The sequence below is a fragment of the Streptomyces sp. NBC_01498 genome, assembly GCF_036327775.1.
GTDB lineage: Bacteria > Actinomycetota > Actinomycetes > Streptomycetales > Streptomycetaceae > Streptomyces.
In genome coordinates this window covers 5579135-5597464 of record NZ_CP109598.1, presented here as the reverse complement: position 1 = coordinate 5597464, position 18330 = coordinate 5579135, and the positions used below count along the sequence as shown (strand labels likewise).

The 18330-nt window shown below is 71.1% G+C and carries 14 protein-coding genes; 1 reads left to right on the top strand and 13 read right to left on the bottom strand.

The features are described 5' to 3' along the window. Positions 1-222: 222 nt before the first annotated feature. Positions 223-3369, top strand: a complete 3147-nt coding sequence (gene ileS / locus OG875_RS23865; protein ID WP_330176271.1) for an isoleucine--tRNA ligase — start codon at positions 223-225, stop codon at positions 3367-3369. Between the two features lie 299 nt (positions 3370-3668). Here the strand turns inward: ileS and OG875_RS23860 are convergent, their stop codons facing one another. The 13 genes from OG875_RS23860 to OG875_RS23800 form a co-directional block, all read right to left on the bottom strand. Then, positions 3669-4880: a DivIVA domain-containing protein gene (locus OG875_RS23860; RefSeq protein WP_330176270.1), complete on the bottom strand. Its 1212-nt coding sequence runs from the start codon at positions 4878-4880 to the stop codon at positions 3669-3671. 49 nt (positions 4881-4929) lie between these two features. Then, positions 4930-5226, bottom strand: coding sequence for a YggT family protein (locus OG875_RS23855; protein WP_330176269.1), 297 nt, complete (start codon positions 5224-5226; stop codon positions 4930-4932). A gap of 68 nt (positions 5227-5294) precedes the next feature. Then, the gene (locus tag OG875_RS23850; protein WP_330176268.1) at positions 5295-5912 is read right to left on the bottom strand and encodes a cell division protein SepF; all 618 of its coding nucleotides are present in this window, start codon (positions 5910-5912) and stop codon (positions 5295-5297) included. Between the two features lie 124 nt (positions 5913-6036). Continuing rightward, on the bottom strand, positions 6037-6756 hold the full coding sequence (locus OG875_RS23845; protein ID WP_330176267.1) for a YggS family pyridoxal phosphate-dependent enzyme: 720 nt from the start codon (positions 6754-6756) through the stop codon (positions 6037-6039). Then, positions 6753-7532 (bottom strand): peptidoglycan editing factor PgeF, encoded by a 780-nt coding sequence (gene pgeF, locus OG875_RS23840; RefSeq protein WP_330176266.1) that lies wholly within the window; start codon positions 7530-7532, stop codon positions 6753-6755. Before pgeF ends, OG875_RS23845 begins: the two co-directional genes overlap by 4 nt. Further along, positions 7529-8740 carry a cell division protein FtsZ gene (gene ftsZ, locus OG875_RS23835; protein WP_330176265.1) on the bottom strand — a complete coding sequence of 404 codons (1212 nt, stop codon included), beginning with the start codon at positions 8738-8740 and terminating at the stop codon, positions 7529-7531. Before ftsZ ends, pgeF begins: the two co-directional genes overlap by 4 nt. Before the next feature lie 275 nt (positions 8741-9015). Then, positions 9016-9813, bottom strand: a complete 798-nt coding sequence (locus OG875_RS23830; RefSeq protein ID WP_330176264.1) for a cell division protein FtsQ/DivIB — start codon at positions 9811-9813, stop codon at positions 9016-9018. Positions 9814-9826: 13 nt separating this feature from the next. After that, positions 9827-10921, bottom strand: a complete 1095-nt coding sequence (gene murG, locus OG875_RS23825) for an undecaprenyldiphospho-muramoylpentapeptide beta-N-acetylglucosaminyltransferase (RefSeq protein ID WP_330176263.1) — start codon at positions 10919-10921, stop codon at positions 9827-9829. Positions 10922-10927: 6 nt separating this feature from the next. After that, the gene (ftsW, locus tag OG875_RS23820) at positions 10928-12433 is read right to left on the bottom strand and encodes a putative lipid II flippase FtsW (protein WP_330176262.1); all 1506 of its coding nucleotides are present in this window, start codon (positions 12431-12433) and stop codon (positions 10928-10930) included. Between the two features lie 84 nt (positions 12434-12517). Further along, the gene (gene murD / locus OG875_RS23815) at positions 12518-13981 is read right to left on the bottom strand and encodes a UDP-N-acetylmuramoyl-L-alanine--D-glutamate ligase (RefSeq protein WP_330176261.1); all 1464 of its coding nucleotides are present in this window, start codon (positions 13979-13981) and stop codon (positions 12518-12520) included. Continuing rightward, positions 13978-15048 (bottom strand): phospho-N-acetylmuramoyl-pentapeptide-transferase, encoded by a 1071-nt coding sequence (gene mraY, locus OG875_RS23810; protein WP_330176260.1) that lies wholly within the window; start codon positions 15046-15048, stop codon positions 13978-13980. The genes murD and mraY overlap by 4 nt, the downstream gene beginning before the upstream one ends. Further along, complete coding sequence (locus tag OG875_RS23805; protein WP_330176259.1) at positions 15045-16475, bottom strand: UDP-N-acetylmuramoyl-tripeptide--D-alanyl-D-alanine ligase; 1431 nt, start codon at positions 16473-16475, stop codon at positions 15045-15047. Before OG875_RS23805 ends, mraY begins: the two co-directional genes overlap by 4 nt. Before the next feature lie 289 nt (positions 16476-16764). Beyond that, entirely contained in the window at positions 16765-18312 is a 1548-nt protein-coding gene (locus OG875_RS23800) for a UDP-N-acetylmuramoyl-L-alanyl-D-glutamate--2,6-diaminopimelate ligase (RefSeq protein WP_330176258.1), read from the bottom strand. Between the last annotated feature and the right edge of the window lie 18 nt (positions 18313-18330).

The following is an 18330-nucleotide window of genomic DNA, read 5'->3' as shown; positions in this document are numbered from 1 at the left end:
GGTGCGAGCCCGGGGGCACGGCGCGGAGCGAAGGATCACCCCGGAGCCGCCGGAGGAAAGCCCTGGCCGTACGCGGCGGGGCCGTAGAACCGGCAGCGCGACCCCAATGAGGGGGCCGGGGGCGGCTGGCGCCGTCCGTGGCCAAGGAGGGTGGTACCGCGGGAGCCGAGGCTCTCGTCCCTCCGACGGAGATTCCGCAGTTCCGTTGGAGGAGTTTCATCCATGACGTCACCGCTGTACAGCCAGGTGCCCGCCCAGGTCGACCTGCCCGCGCTCGAACACGCCGTGCTCGGCTTCTGGCGCGAGCACAAGATCTTCGACAAGAGCCTGGCACAGTCCGAGGGCCGCCCCGAGTGGGTCTTCTACGAAGGCCCGCCGACCGCCAACGGCATGCCCGGCGCCCACCACATCGAGGCCCGCGTCTTCAAGGACGTCTTCCCGCGCTTCCGTACGATGCGCGGCTACCACGTCGCGCGCAAGGCCGGCTGGGACTGTCACGGGCTGCCCGTGGAGATCGCCGTCGAGAAGGAACTCGGCTTCACCGGCAAACAGGACATCGAGAAGTACGGGATCGCGGAGTTCAACGAGAAGTGCCGCGCCTCGGTGACCCGGCACACGGACGCCTTCACCGAACTGACGACCCGCATGGGGTACTGGGTCGATCTGGACGACGCGTACCGGACCATGGACCCCGAGTACATCGAGTCCGTCTGGTGGTCGCTGAAGGAGATCTTCAACAAGGGCCTGCTGGTCCAGGACCACCGGGTCGCCCCCTGGTGCCCGCGTGACCAGACGAGCCTGTCGGACCACGAACTGGCGCAGGGCTACGAGACGATCGTCGACCCGTCGGTCTTCGTCCGCTTCCCGCTGACCTCCGGCCCGCTGGCAGGCGACGCCGCCCTGCTGGTCTGGACGACGACACCCTGGACCCTGGTGTCCAACACGGCGGTCGCCGCCCACCCCGACGTCACGTACGTCGTGGCGACCGACGGCACGGAGAAGCTGGTCGTCGCCGAGCCGCTGGTCGCGAAGGCGCTCGGCGAGGACGGCTGGGAGCTGACCGGCGAGCGGTTCACGGGCCGTGAGATGGAGCGGTGGACGTACGAACGCCCGTTCTCGCTCATCGAGTTCCCCGAGGACTCGACGGCGCACTACGTCGTCAACGCGGAATACGTGACCACCGAGGACGGTACGGGGCTGGTCCACCAGTCCCCCGCGTTCGGCGCGGACGACCTGGTGGTCTGCAAGGCGTACGGCCTGCCGGTCGTCAACCCGGTCCGTACCGACGGCACGTTCGAGGAGGACGTGCCGCTCGTCGGCGGTGTCTTCTTCAAGAAGGCCGACGAGGCGCTGACCGCCGACCTGGCCGCGCGGGGGCTGCTCTTCCGTCATGTGCCGTACGAGCACAGCTATCCGCACTGCTGGCGCTGCCACACGGCGCTGCTGTACTACGCGCAGCCGTCCTGGTACATCCGTACGACCGCCGTCAAGGACCGCCTCCTTCAGGAGAACGAGAAGACCAACTGGTTCCCGGACTCGGTCAAGCACGGCCGGTTCGGCGACTGGCTGAACAACAACGTCGACTGGTCCCTGTCCCGCAACCGCTACTGGGGCACCCCGCTGCCGATCTGGCACTGCGAGGAGGGGCACCTGACCTGTGTGGGCTCGCGCGCCGAGCTGACGGAGCTGAGCGGCGAGGACCAGTCGGCGCTGGACCCGCACCGCCCGTTCATCGACGCGGTGACCTTCCCCTGCCCGTCCTGCGGGCAGACCGCGACACGCGTCCCCGAGGTCATCGACGCCTGGTACGACTCCGGTTCGATGCCGTTCGCGCAGTGGGGCTACCCGTACAAGAACAAGGACCTCTTCGAGAAGCGCTACCCGGCCCAGTTCATCTCGGAGGCCATCGACCAGACCCGCGGCTGGTTCTACACGCTGATGGCGGTGGGCACCCTCGTCTTCGACAAGTCCTCCTACGAGAACGTGGTCTGCCTCGGGCACATCCTCGCCGAGGACGGCCGGAAGATGTCCAAGCACCTGGGCAACATCCTCCAGCCGATCCCGCTGATGGACCAGCACGGCGCGGACGCGGTGCGGTGGTTCATGGCGGCCGGCGGCTCCCCGTGGGCGGCGCGGCGGGTCGGAGACACCACGATCCAGGAGGTCGTCCGTAAGACGCTGCTGACGTACTGGAACACCGTCGCCTTCCAGGCCCTGTACGCGCGCACGTCGGGCTGGGCGCCGTCGGCGGCCGACCCGGCCCCGGCCGAGCGGCCGGTGCTCGACCGCTGGCTGCTGAGCGAGCTGCACGCGCTGGTCGACCAGAGCACGAAGGCGATGGACGCGTACGACACCCAGCGGATCGGCAAGCTGCTGTCCGCGTTCGTGGACGACCTGTCCAACTGGTACGTACGCCGTTCCCGTCGTCGTTTCTGGCAGGGCGACAAGGCGGCCCTGCGCACGCTGCACGAGGTCGTGGAGACGGTGACCCGGCTGATGGCGCCGCTGACGCCGTTCATCACCGAGCGGGTCTGGCAGGACGTGGTGGTCCCGGTCACGCCCGGGGCGCCGGAGTCGGTGCACCTCTCGTCGTGGCCCGAGGCGGACCTGTCGGCGATCGACCCGGCGCTGTCCCGGCAGATGACGCTGGTACGGCGCCTGGTGGAGCTGGGCCGCGCCACCCGGGCAGAGTCGGGGGTCAAGACCCGCCAGCCGCTGTCACGCGCTCTGGTGGCGGCCTCGGGCTTCGAGACGCTGTCGCCGGAGCTGCGCGCGCAGATCACGGAGGAGCTGAACGTCTCCTCGCTGGCGTCGCTCTCGGAGGTCGGCGGCTCGCTGGTCGACACGACGGCGAAGGCGAACTTCCGGGCGCTGGGCAAACGGTTCGGCAAGGGGGTGCAGGCGGTGGCGAAGGCGGTCGCCGACACGGACGCGGCGGCGCTGTCGGCGGCGCTGCGCGACGGCACGGCGACCGTCACGGTCGACGGCGAGCCGGTCTCCCTGGCCCCCGACGAGGTGATCATCACGGAGACACCGCGCGAGGGCTGGTCGGTCGCGTCCGACTCGGGCGCCACGGTGGCGCTGGACCTGGAGATCACTCCGGAACTGCGTCTGGCGGGCCTGGCCCGCGACGCGATCCGCCTGATCCAGGAGGCCCGCAAGAACAGCGGCCTGGACGTCGCGGACCGTATCGCGGTGCGCTGGTCGGCGACGGCGGACGAGACACGCACGGCGCTGTCGACACACACGTCCCTGATCTCGGACGAGGTCCTGGCGCTGGACTTCACCCCCGGCACCCCGGACACGACGTTCGGCCCGGCGTTCACGGACGAGGGCCTGTCGCTGACGTTCCACCTGCGCAAGGTGTGACACGCGAGGGCGGGCTGTTTCCCCTGCCCGTCCCTTCCCGAAACCCGGGGGCACTGCCCCCGGACCCCCGCTCCTCAAACGCCGGAGGGGCTGAAAGTCGGCCCGCCCGGCGTGTGAGGGCACGGCCGAAGGCCGTACGGGGCCCGGGGCGGAGACCCGGGCCGGGAAGGGGCGGGCAGGGAAACAGGCCCGCGCAGCGGCACAGCGGCAACGCAAAGGGCCGGGCCCGGGGTGTGAACCCCGGGCCCGGCCCTTTCAGCCTGCCGACGGCTGTGCGCGACTCCCGCGCCCGCCACCCGTCAGTTGTCGTCCTCGTCGATCAGGAACCCGCGCATCGGCGACGGAGCCTGCTGCATCGGCTGCATGGGCTGCGGCGCCTGCGGCCGGACCGGTGCCATCGGCTGGGTCATCGCCGGGGACATCTGCTGCTGGTTCCCGTACGACGGTCCGCCCGAGGGCCCGTGGCCGCCGCCCATGGACGGGTTGCCGCCCATGGTGTGCCCCATCGCGCCCGCACCGGCCGGTGCCATGGACGGCGACGGCGGCAGTGAGGCCGCGGCCGGCGTACGCGGCGGGGCCAGCGAGTCGTCGGCCTGGGTCTCCAGCTGACGGAGCTGGCTCTCCAGGTACGACTTCAGCCGTGTCCGGTACTCGCGCTCGAAGCCGCGCAGATCCTCGACCTTGCGTTCCAGCGTCGCCCGCGCGGACTCCAGGGAGCCCATCGCGACGCGGTGCTTCTCCTGCGCGTCCCGCTCCAGGGCGTCCGCCTTCGCACGGGCGTCCCGCTCCAGACCCTCGGCGCGGCTGCGTGCCTCACCGACGATCTTGTTGGCCTCGGACCGGGCCTCCGCGATCGCCTGGTCGGCGGTCTGCTGGGCCAGCGAGAGCACACGCGCGGCGCTGTCGCCGCCGGGACCGCCCTGACCGGGGCCGGGGCCGTGCCCCATGGGGCCGCCCATCGGTCCACCCATCGGACCGCCCATGGGGCCGCCCTGCATCTGGCCGGGCATCTGCCCCTGCATCTGTCCCTGCATGGGGCCGCCCTGCATCTGCCCTTGCATCTGGCCCTGCATCTGTCCCTGCATGGGGCCGGGGCCGTGCTGTCCCTGGGGACCGGGGCCGTGACCGGGGTGTCCACCGGGGCCGGGGCCGTGACCGCCGGGGCCGGCGGGAAGCTGCGGGGGGCCACCGGGCAGCTGCGGCTGGCCCATCTGCGGGGGGCCCTGCTGGACAGGCGGTCCCGATATGGCGGCGGGGACGGGCGCGCCGGGTCGCTCCTGCTGCTCGGGCGGCTTACGCATCCCCTGCTGCTGTTGCTGCTGCTGGTTCTGCGCGGCGGCACGCGTGGCGGCGGCCAGCTTGGCGCGCAGGTCCTCGTTCTCACGAAGCAGGCGCGTCAGTTCGGCCTCGACCTCGTCTAGGAAGGCATCGACCTCGTCCTCGTCGTAGCCTTCGCGGAGCCGGACGGTCGTGAACTGCTTGTTCCGCACGTCCTCGGGGGTCAACGGCATCTCTTCTTCACCTCTACGTAGTCGTCGGCAGTCGGCAAGACCGTATCGCTCACATTCCCCTCGCAAGGCCGCTGACGACCGAGATAAGGATGTACACGATGATCATCAGAACGAAGAAGGACAGGTCGAGTGCCACGCCCCCGAGACGCAGCGGCGGAATGAACCGCCGCAGAAGCTTGAGCGGTGGATCGGTGACAGTGTAGGTGCCCTCCAGAACGACCACCATCGCCCTGCCGGGCTGCCATGAGCGGGCGAATTGGAAGACGTAATCCATGACCAGCCGGAAGATCAGCACGATGAGGAAGCACATCAGCGCGATGTAGACCACCTGTAGCGCAACGCTCATCCCGCGCTTCCCTCTCCCCTGGCTCTCTCTGGTCCGGCCTCACGGCCGGGTCGTTCCCGTTGTCGATCTCAGCTCTGGTTGAAGAACCCGCCCTCTGCGATGCGGGCCTTGTCCTCCGCCGTGACATCGACGTTAGCAGGCGACAACAGGAACACCTTCTGCGTCACCCGCTCAATGCTGCCATGGAGACCGAAGACCAGTCCCGCGGCAAAGTCGACAAGTCTCTTCGCATCGGTGTCGTCCATCTCGGTCAGGTTCATGATCACCGGGGTGCCCTCGCGGAAGTGTTCCCCGATGGTACGGGCCTCGTTGTAGGTCCGCGGGTGCAGTGTGGTGATGCGGTAGGGCTCTCGTTCGGAGACGACCTTGGGCATGATCACTGGTGCGTTCTTCTCCAGGCTGGGGCGTTCAGGTGTGATGGATGCCACGGGGGCGATTCGGGCAGGACGTCCGTTTTCCGCCGATGCCGACACCGGCTGACGCTCCCGCTCACGCTGCGGAGGAGGCTGCACCACTCGTACTGGTTCGTCCCGTTCGACCTGGTGCGCCGGCTGATGGCGCCGGTGCTCACGCTCGGGTTCGGGCTCGGGTTCGAAGTCGTCGTCGGGGTCGAAGCCCCGGCCGTCGTACCCATCGTCCTCCACGAGGCCGAGGTAGACCGCCATCTTGCGCATCGCGCCGGCCATGCTCTGAGTCCTCCGCTCTGTGGTGGATCGGCCTCGTCACCAAGTGCCCGCGATCCACTCGGTCCATCCACCATTCGGTGGAAATGACCATATTTTCTGCTGTGGTCCGACTTGCTTCGCGACGTTACCCGAGCCGGGGGCGGACTCCGAGTACCGCAGTACCGACGCGCACATGTGTCGCTCCGGCCGTCACGGCTGCTTCGAGATCCGCGCTCATCCCTGCTGACACCATGTTCGCAGCAGGATGGTCCGCGCGCAGCAGGGATGACAATTCCATCAGCCGCTCGAACGCGGCCGGTTGGCGGCCGGCGTACGGTCCGGTGAGCGGGGCGACGGTCATCAGACCGTCCAGCCGCAGTCCGGGTGCCCCGGCCACGGCCGCCGCCAACTCCCCGATCCCGTCGGGCGCGACGCCGCCCCGGTCGCCGCGCGCGCCGGAGTCGGCGTCGAGCGCGACCTGGATCAGCGTGCCGAGCCGGCGGTCCGCCCGCCCGGCGGCGGCGGAGAGTGCCGAGACCAGTTTGACTCGGTCGACAGACTGCACGACATCGGCATAACCGGCCACGGAACGGACTTTGTTGGTCTGCAACTGGCCCACGAAATGCCATGTCAGTGACAGATCCGAACACGCGGCGGCTTTGGGCGCCGCGTCCTGGTCACGGTTCTCCGCCACGTGCCGCACGCCGAGTTGGTGCAGCAGGCGGACGTCGCTCGCGGGGTAGGTCTTGGTGACCACGATGAGAGTCACCTCGTCGCGCTCGCGGCCGGCCGCCGCGCAGGCGGCGGCGATTCGGCTCTCCACCGTGTGAAGATTCTCCGCGAGTTCGTCGGCGCGACCGGTCATGACGCCCCCAGCCAGACGTAACCGGCGAGCCGTCCGGTGAGCCGGTCCCGGCGGTACGAGAAGTGGTCGGCCGATTCGAGGGTGCAGACCTCCGAGCGGTGCCGGTCGGCCACCCCGAGCGCCGCGAGTTGCGCGTGCACCCCGGCGGCGACGTCGACGGCGGGGGTGCCCCAGCTCGTCTCGGACCAGGACTCCGGTACGGCGTCGGCGACTTCGGCCCGCATGGCCTCGGGGACCTCGTAACAGCGTCCGCAGACCGCGGGTCCGGTCCGGGCGGTGATCCGGGAGGGCTCGGCGCCCCGCGCGACCATCGCGCCGACGGCGGCGGGGACGATTCCCGCGACGAGTCCGGGCCGGCCGGCGTGCGCCGCGGCGGCGACTCCGGCCACCGGGTCGGCGAGCAGGACCGGTACGCAGTCGGCGGTGAGGACGGCGAGCGCGAGCCCCCGGCGGGTGGTGACCAGCGCGTCGACCGCCGGGATCCCGGCCGCCGTGCCCGGCTCCGGAGACTGCCCCGGCTCCGGTGACGGCCAGGGTCCGTCCACGACGGCGACGTCCCGCCCGTGCACCTGGTTCATCCAGACGACCAGCGCCGGGTCGAGTCCGAGGGACTCGGCGGCGGCGGTCCGGTTCGCGCGGACGGCGGCGGGGTCGTCGCCGACCGCGCCGCCGAGGTTGAGCCGCTCGTACGGAGCGGCGCTCACCCCGCCCCACCTGTCGGTGAAGGCGAAATGGGCGCCGCGCGTCGAGATCGACGTGTCGTGCTGACCTATCACTTCAAGAAGTCCGGGACATCCAGCTCTTCGGCCTGGGTGTCCTGGTAGGGACGGGCCGGCGGGACGTGCGGCGGCGAGACCGTCATCGGCTTCTCGTTGACCGCCGGAGCCGGCTCGGGGGAGGACGACTCCTCACGGGCGGGGACGGTGCCGAGTCCGCCGGAGGAGCGGATCGGCTCCGGCTCGGGGGCGGAGGACCGGTAGGACGGCTGGTCGTCCCGCTTGGCCGAGGTGAGGCCGCTCTCGCGCCGGGTCGGCGGCTGGCCGCCGTCGAAGCCCGCCGCGATCACGGTGACCCGTACCTCGTCGCCGAGGGCGTCGTCGATGACGGCGCCGAAGATGATGTTGGCCTCGGGGTGCGCGGCCTCGCTCACCAGCTGCGCAGCCTCGTTGATCTCGAAGAGACCGAGGTCGGAGCCGCCGGAGATGGAGAGCAGCACCCCGCGGGCGCCGTCGATGGAGGCTTCGAGGAGCGGGGAGGAGATCGCCATCTCGGCGGCGGCCACCGCGCGGTCGTCGCCGCGGGCGGAGCCGATGCCCATGAGGGCCGAGCCGGCCTCGGACATCACGGACTTGACGTCGGCGAAGTCGAGGTTGATCAGACCGGGCGTGGTGATGAGGTCGGTGATGCCCTGAACACCCGAGAGCAGCACCTGGTCCGCCGACTTGAAGGCGTCCAGGACGCTGACCTGGCGGTCCGAGATGGACAGCAGGCGGTCGTTGGGGATGACGATGAGGGTGTCGACCTCTTCGCGGAGTTCGGCGATGCCGTCCTCGGCCTGGTTCGCGCGCCGCCGGCCCTCGAAGGTGAAGGGGCGGGTGACGACGCCGATGGTGAGGGCGCCGAGCGAGCGGGCGATGTTGGCGACGACGGGAGCGCCGCCGGTGCCGGTGCCACCGCCCTCGCCGGCGGTGACGAAGACCATGTCGGCCCCCTTGAGGACCTCCTCGATCTCCTCGCGGTGGTCCTCCGCGGCCTTGCGGCCGACTGCCGGGTTCGCGCCTGCGCCGAGTCCGCGGGTGAGTTCCCGGCCGACGTCGAGTTTGACGTCGGCGTCACTCATCAGCAGGGCTTGTGCGTCGGTGTTGATCGCGATGAACTCGACGCCCTTGAGGCCGACCTCGATCATTCGGTTGATGGCATTGACACCACCGCCGCCGACACCGATGACCTTGATGACTGCGAGGTAGTTCTGCGGTGCTGCCACGTCGAAGGCCTCTCGCCTCGAGTTACGTGTCGTCGCTCCGCTGTTGACGCGGGACGACGACTGATGCCGATGGGACGGTCCGGACGCCGACCCGAACCCTAACCTTGAAGTTTAGGGTTACCGGTGTGCCTGCTTCTTGGACTCTTCCGAACAGGACACTAAGTCGACACGTGGCGCACGTTCAACGAACACGCCGAACCTCCCGTTTTTCTTTTCACCCTATGTGATCACGCACCGGGCTGACCAACCAGGGTGCTGGTCAGCACATATACGCGTCAACTCCCTGATACGGAAGGGGCGGTGGGCGCACTCACATCGAAGTGCGCCCCCTTCGGAACTGCTTTCATGAGGGCGGTGAGCGCGCGCGCCTTCGCGCGGCCGTCCTGTGCGCTCCCCCACATCACGGTGCGCCCGCCGCTCAACTCCAGCGAGATCGAGTCGTACGAACGGACCTTCAGCACCCTGGTGTCCCGGGCGACTTCGTCCGGGAGTTCGTCGCGGACCCGGACCGCCCCGGCCGTCAGCCGCGCGTCCGGGAAGCGCCGGGCGGCCGATGGCTGATCGGCCGTCAATTCCAGCAGCGGTACGCCCTTCGGCGCCTTCTCGACGGTCGCGAATCGCACGCCGCCCGCGTCCACTTCGATGAACTTTGCGCCCTTTTTGATAAGCAGCGCGGGCTTTCGCTCTGTCACTTTCAGACCGATGGTGTTCGGCCATGACCGAATGACATCGACGGAGTCGATACGCGGAAGCTTCTGACGAAGTCGTTGCTCGATCGCTTCGGTGTCGACGGAAATCAGCGGTGCGTTGATCGGAACTGTCGCTACGGCTTCCACCTCGGCGGGCTTCAGGATCCGAGTGCCCGAAGTCCGCACCTCCTCGACCCGCAGCCAGGCGGAGCCGTAAAGCAGCCAGATTCCGCCCCCGCCGATCAGGATCACGGAAGTCAGAACAAGCAGAATACGGCGTCCGGGAAGCCGGAAACGACGGGCCGGGGGCCGGCCCGACCGGGTCCGGCCGGAATCCGACTCGGTGCGTACGGCACCGCGCTCGGCGGTCGTCGGTCCGGCCACTGACCCTGCCTCCCTATCCCTGGCGGCGCGCTGCGACCGCCTCGTACACCATGCCGACCAGCAATTCGTCCGCGTCCCTGCGGCCGAACTCGGCCGCCGCGCGGGACATCTCGTACAGCCGGTGCGGATCGGCGAGCACCGGGAGCACATGGCCCTGGACCCACTCGGGCGTCAGTTCGGCGTCGTCGACCAGCAGCCCGCCGCCCGCCTTCACCACCGGCTGGGCGTTGAGCCGCTGTTCACCGTTGCCGACCGGCAGCGGTACGTAGGCGGCCGGGAGCCCGACGGCGGAGAGTTCGGCGACGGTCATCGCGCCGGCGCGGCAGAGCATCATGTCCGCCGCCGCGTAGGCGAGATCCATCCGGTCGACATACGGTACCGGGATGTAGGGGGGCATTCCCGGCATGTTGTCCACGCGCGGCATTTCGTTCTTCGGTCCGACCGCGTGCAGGATCTGGATCCCCGAGCGCTGGAGCAGCGGGGCGGCCCGCTGGACCACCTCGTTGAGCCGGCGGGCGCCCTGCGAGCCGCCGGAGACCAGCAGCGTCGGCAGGTTGGGGTCGAGTCCGAAGGCGGCGCGCGCCTCGGGACGGACCCGCGCCCGGTCCAGGGTGGCGATCGTACGGCGCAGCGGGATGCCGATGTAGCGGGCGCCCCGCAGCTTGCTGTCGGGCGTGGAGACGGCGACGGCCGCCGCGTACCGGGACCCGATCTTGTTGGCGAGTCCGGGGCGGGCGTTGGCCTCGTGGACGACGATCGGCACCCCGAGGCGCTTGGCCGCGAGATAGCCGGGCAGGGCGACGTAGCCGCCGAAGCCGACGACGCAGTCCGCCTTGGTGCGCTCCAGGATCTGCTCGGCGGCCTTGATGGTGCCGCGGAGCCGCCCGGGGACGGTGATCAGTTCCGGGGTGGGTTTGCGCGGCAGCGGGACGGCGGGGATGAGGGCCAGGTCGTACCCCCGCTCGGGTACCAGCCTGGTCTCCAGTCCGCGCTCCGTGCCGAGGGCCGTGATCCCCACGGTGGGGTCCTGCCTGCGCAGGGCGTCCGCGAGGGCGAGCGCGGGCTCGATGTGGCCGGCGGTCCCCCCACCGGCGAGTACGACATGCACCGAAATTCACCGCTCTCCGGACGGACGCCTCGTGACGCGCCGTCTCATCGTCTTCCATCTCACGCCGGGCCTTCGCATGGCCAGGGCCGCTCTCGCGGCGGGATCCTCTCGCGCGAACGCGATCAGCAGTCCGACAGCGAACATGGTCGGCAGCAGGGCTGAGCCTCCGTAGGAGAACAGCGGGAGCGGCACTCCGGCGATCGGCAGCAGACCGAGCACCGCGCCGACGTTGACCACGGCCTGCGCCGTGATCCACGTGGTCACACCTCCCGCCGCGTACCTCACGAAGGGGTCCTCCGTGCGTCCGGCCACGCGGATACCCGCATAGCCTAGAGCCGCGAACAGGGCGAGTACCGACAGCGTCCCCGCCAACCCCAGTTCCTCACCGGTGATGGCGAAGATGAAGTCGGTGTGCGGTTCGGGGAGTTGACCCCATTTTTCCACACTCGCGCCGAGTCCGGAACCGAACCATCCGCCGGAGGCCAGCGCGTAGAGGCCGTGCACGGCCTGCCAGCACTGGCCGTCGGGGCCGAGGTCCTTCGCGCCGATGCAGGCGAGCCGGGACATCCGGTTGTGGTTGGTGCCGATGAGGACGAAGCCGAGGGTGACGGCGACGGCGAGCACCCCGCCGAAGAGCCGGGTGGGCGCCCCCGCGAGCCACAGCAGCCCGAAGAGGATCGCGGTGAGGATGATGGCGGTGCCCATGTCGCCGCCGAGCATGATCAGTCCGAGCAGCATGAACGCGACCGGGACGAGCGGCACCAGCAGGTGTTTCCACTGGGTCAGCAGTCTCTTGTCGTGTTTGCGGGCGAGCAGGTCGGCGCCCCACAGGATCAGTGCCAGCTTGCCGAACTCGCTGGGCTGGAGCTGGAAGGGTCCGCCGAGGTAGATCCAGTTCTGGTTGCCGTTGACCGCGTGCCCTATCCCCGGGACCTGCACGAGGACCATCAGGAAGACCGCGCCGACGAGCAGCGGGTAGGACAGCGCGCGGTGCAGTTTGGCGGGCATCCGGGAGGCGAGCAGCATCAGTCCGGCGCCGATGGTGGCGGCCAGGAACTGTTTGCGGAAGAAATACGAGCCGGGCAGCGAGAGCTCCAGCGCCTTGATCATCGAGGCGCTGTAGACCATCACCAGACCGAGGACGGTGAGCAGCAGGCTCGCGCCGAGGATCAGGTAGTACGCGGTGAGGGGGCGGTCCCAGGTGCGGCGGGCCCTCTCGTACATCCGCCGGACGCGGTGGCCGCGCGGCGGCCGGGGTCCCCGGGCCCGGGGGGCGGCGGTCCGCCCGCGGGCCGTGGGAGCGCCCCGTACGGCCGTGCCGGGGACCCGGCCGCGCAGGGCGTGGCCGGGCTGTCCGAACAGCCGTGGAGGGCCGCCGAGGACGCCCGCCGGGCCGCCCGGCAGGGCCGCGGACGGCGGGGGGAAGGGCGGTGCGGCGGGGAAGCGCCGGTGCGCCGGAGGGCGCGTGCGGTGCGGTCCCCTGCCCGTGCCCGTGGTGTCGTCGGCCGGCATCTTCGCTGTCCCCTCCAGTCGTGCGCGGCGCGACCGGCCGGTGGGGCTGTCGCGGCTCGCGCTCGCAGGACGGTCGCCGGTCGGTCAGGCGTGCTCGGCGGCGAGTGCGCGGACCGCTTCCGCGAACGCCTCGCCCCGCTTGTTGTAGTTGACGAACATGTCCATCGAGGCACAGGCCGGGGCCAGCAGGACGGTGTCCCCGGTCTCGGCGAGGCGTGCCGCCGCGCGGACGGCCGCCGGCATCGCCCCAGTGTCCGTCCGGTCGAGGTCCACGACCGGGACGTGGGGGGCGTGTCGCGCGAGGGCTTCGGCGATCAGCGCGCGGTCGCGGCCGATGAGGACCGCGCCGCGCAGCCGTCCGGCGGAGCGCGCGACCAGTTCGTCGAAGGAGGCGCCCTTGGCGAGGCCGCCGGCGATCCAGACGATCGGGTCGTACGCGGCCAGGGAGGCTTCCGTGGCGTGGGTGTTGGTGGCCTTGGAGTCGTCCACGTAGGCCACGCCCGCGATGTCCGTCACGTGCTCGATGCGGTGCGGGTCCGGGCGGAAGGCGCGCAGTCCGTCGCGTACGGCCCTCGCGGGGACGCCGTAGGCGCGGGCGAGGGCCGCCGCCGCGAGGGCGTTGGCGATGTTGTGCGGGGCGGGCGGGTTCACGTCCGCGACCTCGGCGAGTTCCTGGGCCTGGGCGGCGCGGTTCTCCACGAAGGCACGGTCGACCAGGATGCCTTCCACGACGCCGAGTTGGGAGGGGCCGGGGGTGCCGAGGGTGAAGCCGACGGCGCGGCAGCCCTCCACGACGTCCGCCTCGCGCACCAGGTCCTCGGTGGCCTTGTCGGCGGCGTTGTAGACGCAGGCGACGGTGTTGCCCTCGTAGGCGCGCCCCTTGGCGGCGGTGTAGGCCGCCATGGAGCCGTGCCAGTCGAGGTGGTCGGGGGCGATGTTGAGGACGGCGGCGGAGTGGGCGCGCGGGCTCGGTGCCCAGTGCAGCTGGTAGCTGGACAGTTCGACGGCGAGGACGTCGTACTTCTCCCGGCCGTCCTCGTCCGGCAGGACGGCGTCGAGCAGGGAGACCCCGATGTTGCCGACCGCCTCGGTGCGCAGGCCCGCCGCCCGGAGGATGGCGGCGAGCATGCGGACGGTGGTGGTCTTGCCGTTGGTGCCGGTGACGACGAGCCAGGGCGCGGCGTCGGGGCCCCTGAGCTGCCAGGCCAGTTCGACGTCGCCCCAGACCGGTACCCCGGCCTCGGCCGCGGCGGCGAAGAGGGGTTTGCCGGGGCCCCAGCCGGGCGCGGTGACGACCAGTTCGGTGCCCTCGGGGAGGGTCGCGCCGTCACCGAGCCGTACGGTGACGCCGGTGCCGTCGAGTTCGGCGGCCTGGGTACGGGCCCGCTCGTCGTCGCCGTCGTTGACGACCGTGACCTCGGCGCCGAGGTCACGCAGCGCGCGGGCCGCCGGTACACCGGAGACGCCGAGACCGGCGACGGTGACCCGCCTGCCCCGCCACCGGGCCCGGAGGCCGGCCGGGTCCCCGGCCGGCCGGTGGTCGCTCACTTGTCGGCCGCCCAGCCCGCGTAGAAGAGACCGAGTCCGACGATCACGCACATGCCCTGGATGATCCAGAAACGGACCACGACAAGGACTTCGGACCACCCCTTGAGTTCGAAGTGGTGCTGGAGCGGGGCCATCCGGAAGACGCGCTTGCCCGTCAGCCGGAAGGAGCCGACCTGGATCACCACGGACATGGTGATGAGGGCGAAGAGGCCGCCGAGCAGGGCGATCAGGAGTTCCGTGCGGGAGCAGATGGCGAGACCCGCGAGGGCGCCGCCGAGCGCGAGCGAACCGGTGTCGCCCATGAAGATCTTGGCGGGTGAGGTGTTCCACCACAGGAAGCCGAAGCAGGAGCCCATCAGGGCGGAGGCGACGACGGCGAGGTCGAGGGGGTCGCGTACCTCGAAACAGGCGTTGGGGTTGGTCAGGGTCAGGGCGTTGGCACAGGACTCCTGGAACTGCCAGAGACCGATGAACGTGTACGCGCCGAAGACCATCACCGAGGCGCCGGTGGCCAGGCCGTCCAGACCGTCCGTCAGATTCACGCCGTTGGACATGGCGAGGATCATGAACAGCGCCCAGACCACGAAGAGCACCGGTCCGATGGACCAGCCGAAGTCCGTGACGAAGGACAGCTTGGTGGAGGCCGGGGTGTTGCCGCGGCCGTCGGCGAACTGGAGCGAGAGCACCGCGAAGGCGATACCCACGATCAGCTGTCCGGCCATCTTCGCCTTGGCCCGCAGGCCCAGCGAACGCTGCTTGACGATCTTGATGTAGTCGTCCAGGAAACCGACCAGGCCCATCCCCGTCATCAGGAACAGGACCAGCACACCCGAGAACCTCGGGTCCTCGCCGGTGATCACCTTCGCCAGGGCGTAGGCCATCAGGGTGGCGAGGATGAAGGCGATGCCGCCCATGGTGGGCGTGCCCTTCTTGCTGCCGTGGCTGCGCGGGCCGTCGTCCCTGATGAACTGGCCGTAGCCCTTGCGGGCCAGCAGCTTGATCAGCAGCGGTGTGCCGATCAGGGTCAGGAAGAGCCCGATGGCTCCCGCGAAGAGGATCTGCCTCATCGGCCGGAGACCTCACCCTCGACAGCGTTCCCGAGCAGTGCCTGGGCGACCCGCTCCAGTCCGGCCGACCTGGAAGCCTTCACCAGCACGACGTCCCCCGGACGCAGTTCACTGCGCAACAGATCGACCGCCGCCTGCGCGTCGGACACGTGCACCGACTCCTCACCCCACGAACCCTCGTTGTAGGCGCCCAGTCGCAGCCAGGACGCTTCCCTGCCCCCGACTGCGACGAGCTTGCTGACGTTGAGCCGGACGGCGAGCCGTCCGACCGCGTCGTGCTCGGCGAGCGCCTCGTCCCCGAGTTCGGCCATCGGGCCGAGCACCGCCCACGTGCGGCCACCGGTTTCCCTGGCGGCACCGCCCATGGCGACCAGCGCGCGGAGCGCTGCTCGCATGGAGTCGGGGTTCGCGTTGTAGGCGTCGTTGACGATCGTCACGCCGTCCGCGCGCTCGGTGACCTCCATACGCCAGCGGGAGAGGGTCTCCGCCTCGGAGAGCGCCAGGGCGATCTCGTCGACGGACATGCCCAACTCATGGGCGACGGCGGTCGCGGCGAGCGCGTTCGACACGTGATGCTCACCGTACAGCCGCAGCGTCAGCTCCCTGCACCCGGTGGGTGTTCGAAGGCGGAAGGAGGGTCTGCCGAGGGGGTCGACGTGCACGTTCTCTGCCCGTACGTCTGCTTCGTCGGACTCTCCGAACAGCACGACGCGTGCCTTGGTGCGGGTGGACATGGCGCGTACGAGGGGGTCGTCGGCGTTCAGGACGGCGACACCGCCGTCCTCGGCGGACGGCAGGGACTCGACCATCTCGCCCTTCGCGACGGCGATCTGCTCGCGTCCGCCGAACTCGCCGATGTGGGCGGTGCCGACGTTCAGGACGAGGCCGATCCTCGGGGGGACGAGGCCGGTGAGATAGCGGATGTCGCCGATGTAGCGGGCGCCCATCTCCAGGACCAGGAAACGGGTGTCCTCGGTCACGCGCAGGGCGGTGAGCGGGAGTCCGATCTCGTTGTTGAGGTTGCCCTCCGGCCACACGGTGGGGCCCGCGCGGCGCAGGAGCTGGGCGATGAGGTCCTTGGTGCTGGTCTTGCCCGACGATCCGGTGAGGGCGACGGTCGTGGCACCGGTGCGCTCCACGACGGCACGGGCGAGGGCGCCGAGGGCCTGGACGACGTCCTCGACGACGACGGCGGGGACGCCGACGGGCCGGGTGGCCAGGACGGCGGTGGCGCCCGCCTCGACGGCCCGGCGGGCGTAGTCGTGGCCGTCGACGTTCTCGCCGGCGAAGGCGGCGAAGAGGCTGCCGTCGGCCACCGCGCGGGAGTCGATGACGACGGGGCCGGTGACGCGGGCGGCGGGGTCAGGTATGTCGTGGGGCTGCCCGCCGACGATGGTGGCGATCTCGGCGAGGGAGAGGGTGATCACTGGGACCGTCCGGCAAGTGGTGGGCGGGTGAAGGGGACGCGGGAGGGGGAGGGCGGCGGGGCGGGGGCCCGGCGGGGTGGTGGCGGACGGCGCGGGGTGCGGGACGTGCGGGAGCGCGCGGGGGCGCCGTCGGGGAGCCCGGCGCGCGGGCGGCGGGCGGCGGGGCGTCCGCCGTACGGGCACGCCGCGGGCCGCCGCACGGGTCCTCGTACGGGGTGTACGCGGCCGGCGGCACGCGCGTGCCTGCCGGGGCTCTGACGGCACGGTCCGGGGCCGCCGGACGGTTGCCTCATTCCTGGCCGGGGCGCTCGGTCCGACGGCCGCGGGAGCGCTCGATGGCCTCCCGCAGCACCTGGCGGTCGTCGAAGGCGCGCACCACCCCGGCGATGTCCTGGCCCTGCTCGTGGCCCTTCCCGGCGATGAGGACGGTGTCGCCCTCGCCCGCGCGGGAGACCACGGAGGCGATGGCCGCCGCGCGGTCGGCGTCGACCAGCACGTCGCCGCGCTCGTGGATGGGCACCTCGGCGGCGCCCGCGAGCATCGCGGCGAGGATCGCGAGGGGGTCCTCGGAACGCGGGTTGTCCGAGGTCAGTACGGCGGTGTCGGCGAGCCGGGCGGCGGCGGCGCCCATCGAGGGGCGCTTCGAACGGTCGCGGTCGCCGCCGCAGCCGAGGACGATGTGCACCTTGCCCCGGGTGACCTTGCGCAGGGAGCGCAGGACGGATTCGACGGCGTCGGTCTTGTGGGCGTAGTCCACGACGGCGAGGTAGGGCTGGCCGGCGTCGACGCGCTCCAGCCGGCCGGGGACGCCGGGGACGTCGGCGATGCCGTCGGCGGCGACCTGGGGGTCGATTCCGGCCACGGCGAGGGTGACGACGGCGGCCAGGGTGTTGGCCACGTTGAACGGGCCGGGCAGCGGGGCCTGGGCGCGGATCCGCTCGCCCTTGGGGCTGACCACGGTGAAGGTGCTGCCGTGCGAGCCGACCTCGACGTCCTCGGCGCGCCAGTCCGCGTCGGGGTGGCCCTCGGCGGAGAAGGTGGTGAGGGGCACGCCCGCCTCGGTGACGAGCCGGCGGCCGTACTCGTCGTCGAAGTTGACGACGCCGAGCCGGCTGCGTTCGGGGGTGAACAGCCGTGCCTTGGCCTGGAAGTAGTCCTCCATGCCGGAGTGGAACTCCATGTGCTCCGGGCTGAGGTTGTTGAAGACGGCGATGTCGAAGACACAGCCGTCGACCCGGCCGAGCACCAACGCGTGGCTGGAAACCTCCATGGCGACGGAGTCGACACCGCGTTCGCGCATGACGGCGAGGAGCGCCTGGAGGTCGGTGGCCTCGGGGGTGGTGCGCTCGGACTTGATGCGCTCGTCGCCGATCCGCATCTCGACGGTGCCGATGAGCCCGGTGTGGTGTCCCGCGCCGCGCAGGCCGCCTTCGACCAGGTACGCGGTGGTGGTCTTGCCGGACGTGCCGGTGATGCCGATCTGGAGCAGACCGGCGCCGGGGTGGCCGTAGATCTCGGCGGCCAGTTCGCCCATGGCGCCCCGGGGGTCGGGGGTGACCAGCACCGGCAGGCCGGTCGTGGCGGCGCGTTCGGCGCCGGCCGGGTCGGTGAGGATCGCCGCCGCGCCGAGGTCGGCGGCCTGGGCGGAGAAGTCGGCGCCGTGGAAGCGGGAGCCGGGCAGGGCCGCGTACACGTCACCCTCGCGCACCGCCCGCGAGTCGTGGGTGATGCCCGTCGCCGCTCCGTCGGCCGGGGGCTCGGCGCCCAGCCGGGCGGCGAGGCCGGCGAGCGGGGTCGGCCGGACCTGCTGGGGGCGGGGCGCTCCGGGATGGTTCACGGGCGCGTCCTTTGTGGT

Excerpts from the sequence above, each read along its gene's own strand:
- ileS (WP_330176271.1), top strand. The coding sequence starts at position 223 with ATGACGTCACCGCTGTACAGCCAGGTGCCCGCCCAGGTCGACCTGCCC.
- OG875_RS23860 (WP_330176270.1), bottom strand. The coding sequence starts at position 4,880 with ATGCCGTTGACCCCCGAGGACGTGCGGAACAAGCAGTTCACGACCGTC.
- OG875_RS23855 (WP_330176269.1), bottom strand. The coding sequence starts at position 5,226 with ATGAGCGTTGCGCTACAGGTGGTCTACATCGCGCTGATGTGCTTCCTC.
- OG875_RS23850 (WP_330176268.1), bottom strand. The coding sequence starts at position 5,912 with ATGGCCGGCGCGATGCGCAAGATGGCGGTCTACCTCGGCCTCGTGGAG.
- OG875_RS23845 (WP_330176267.1), bottom strand. The coding sequence starts at position 6,756 with ATGACCGGTCGCGCCGACGAACTCGCGGAGAATCTTCACACGGTGGAG.
- ftsW (WP_330176262.1), bottom strand. The coding sequence starts at position 12,433 with ATGCCGGCCGACGACACCACGGGCACGGGCAGGGGACCGCACCGCACG.
- mraY (WP_330176260.1), bottom strand. The coding sequence starts at position 15,048 with ATGAGGCAGATCCTCTTCGCGGGAGCCATCGGGCTCTTCCTGACCCTG.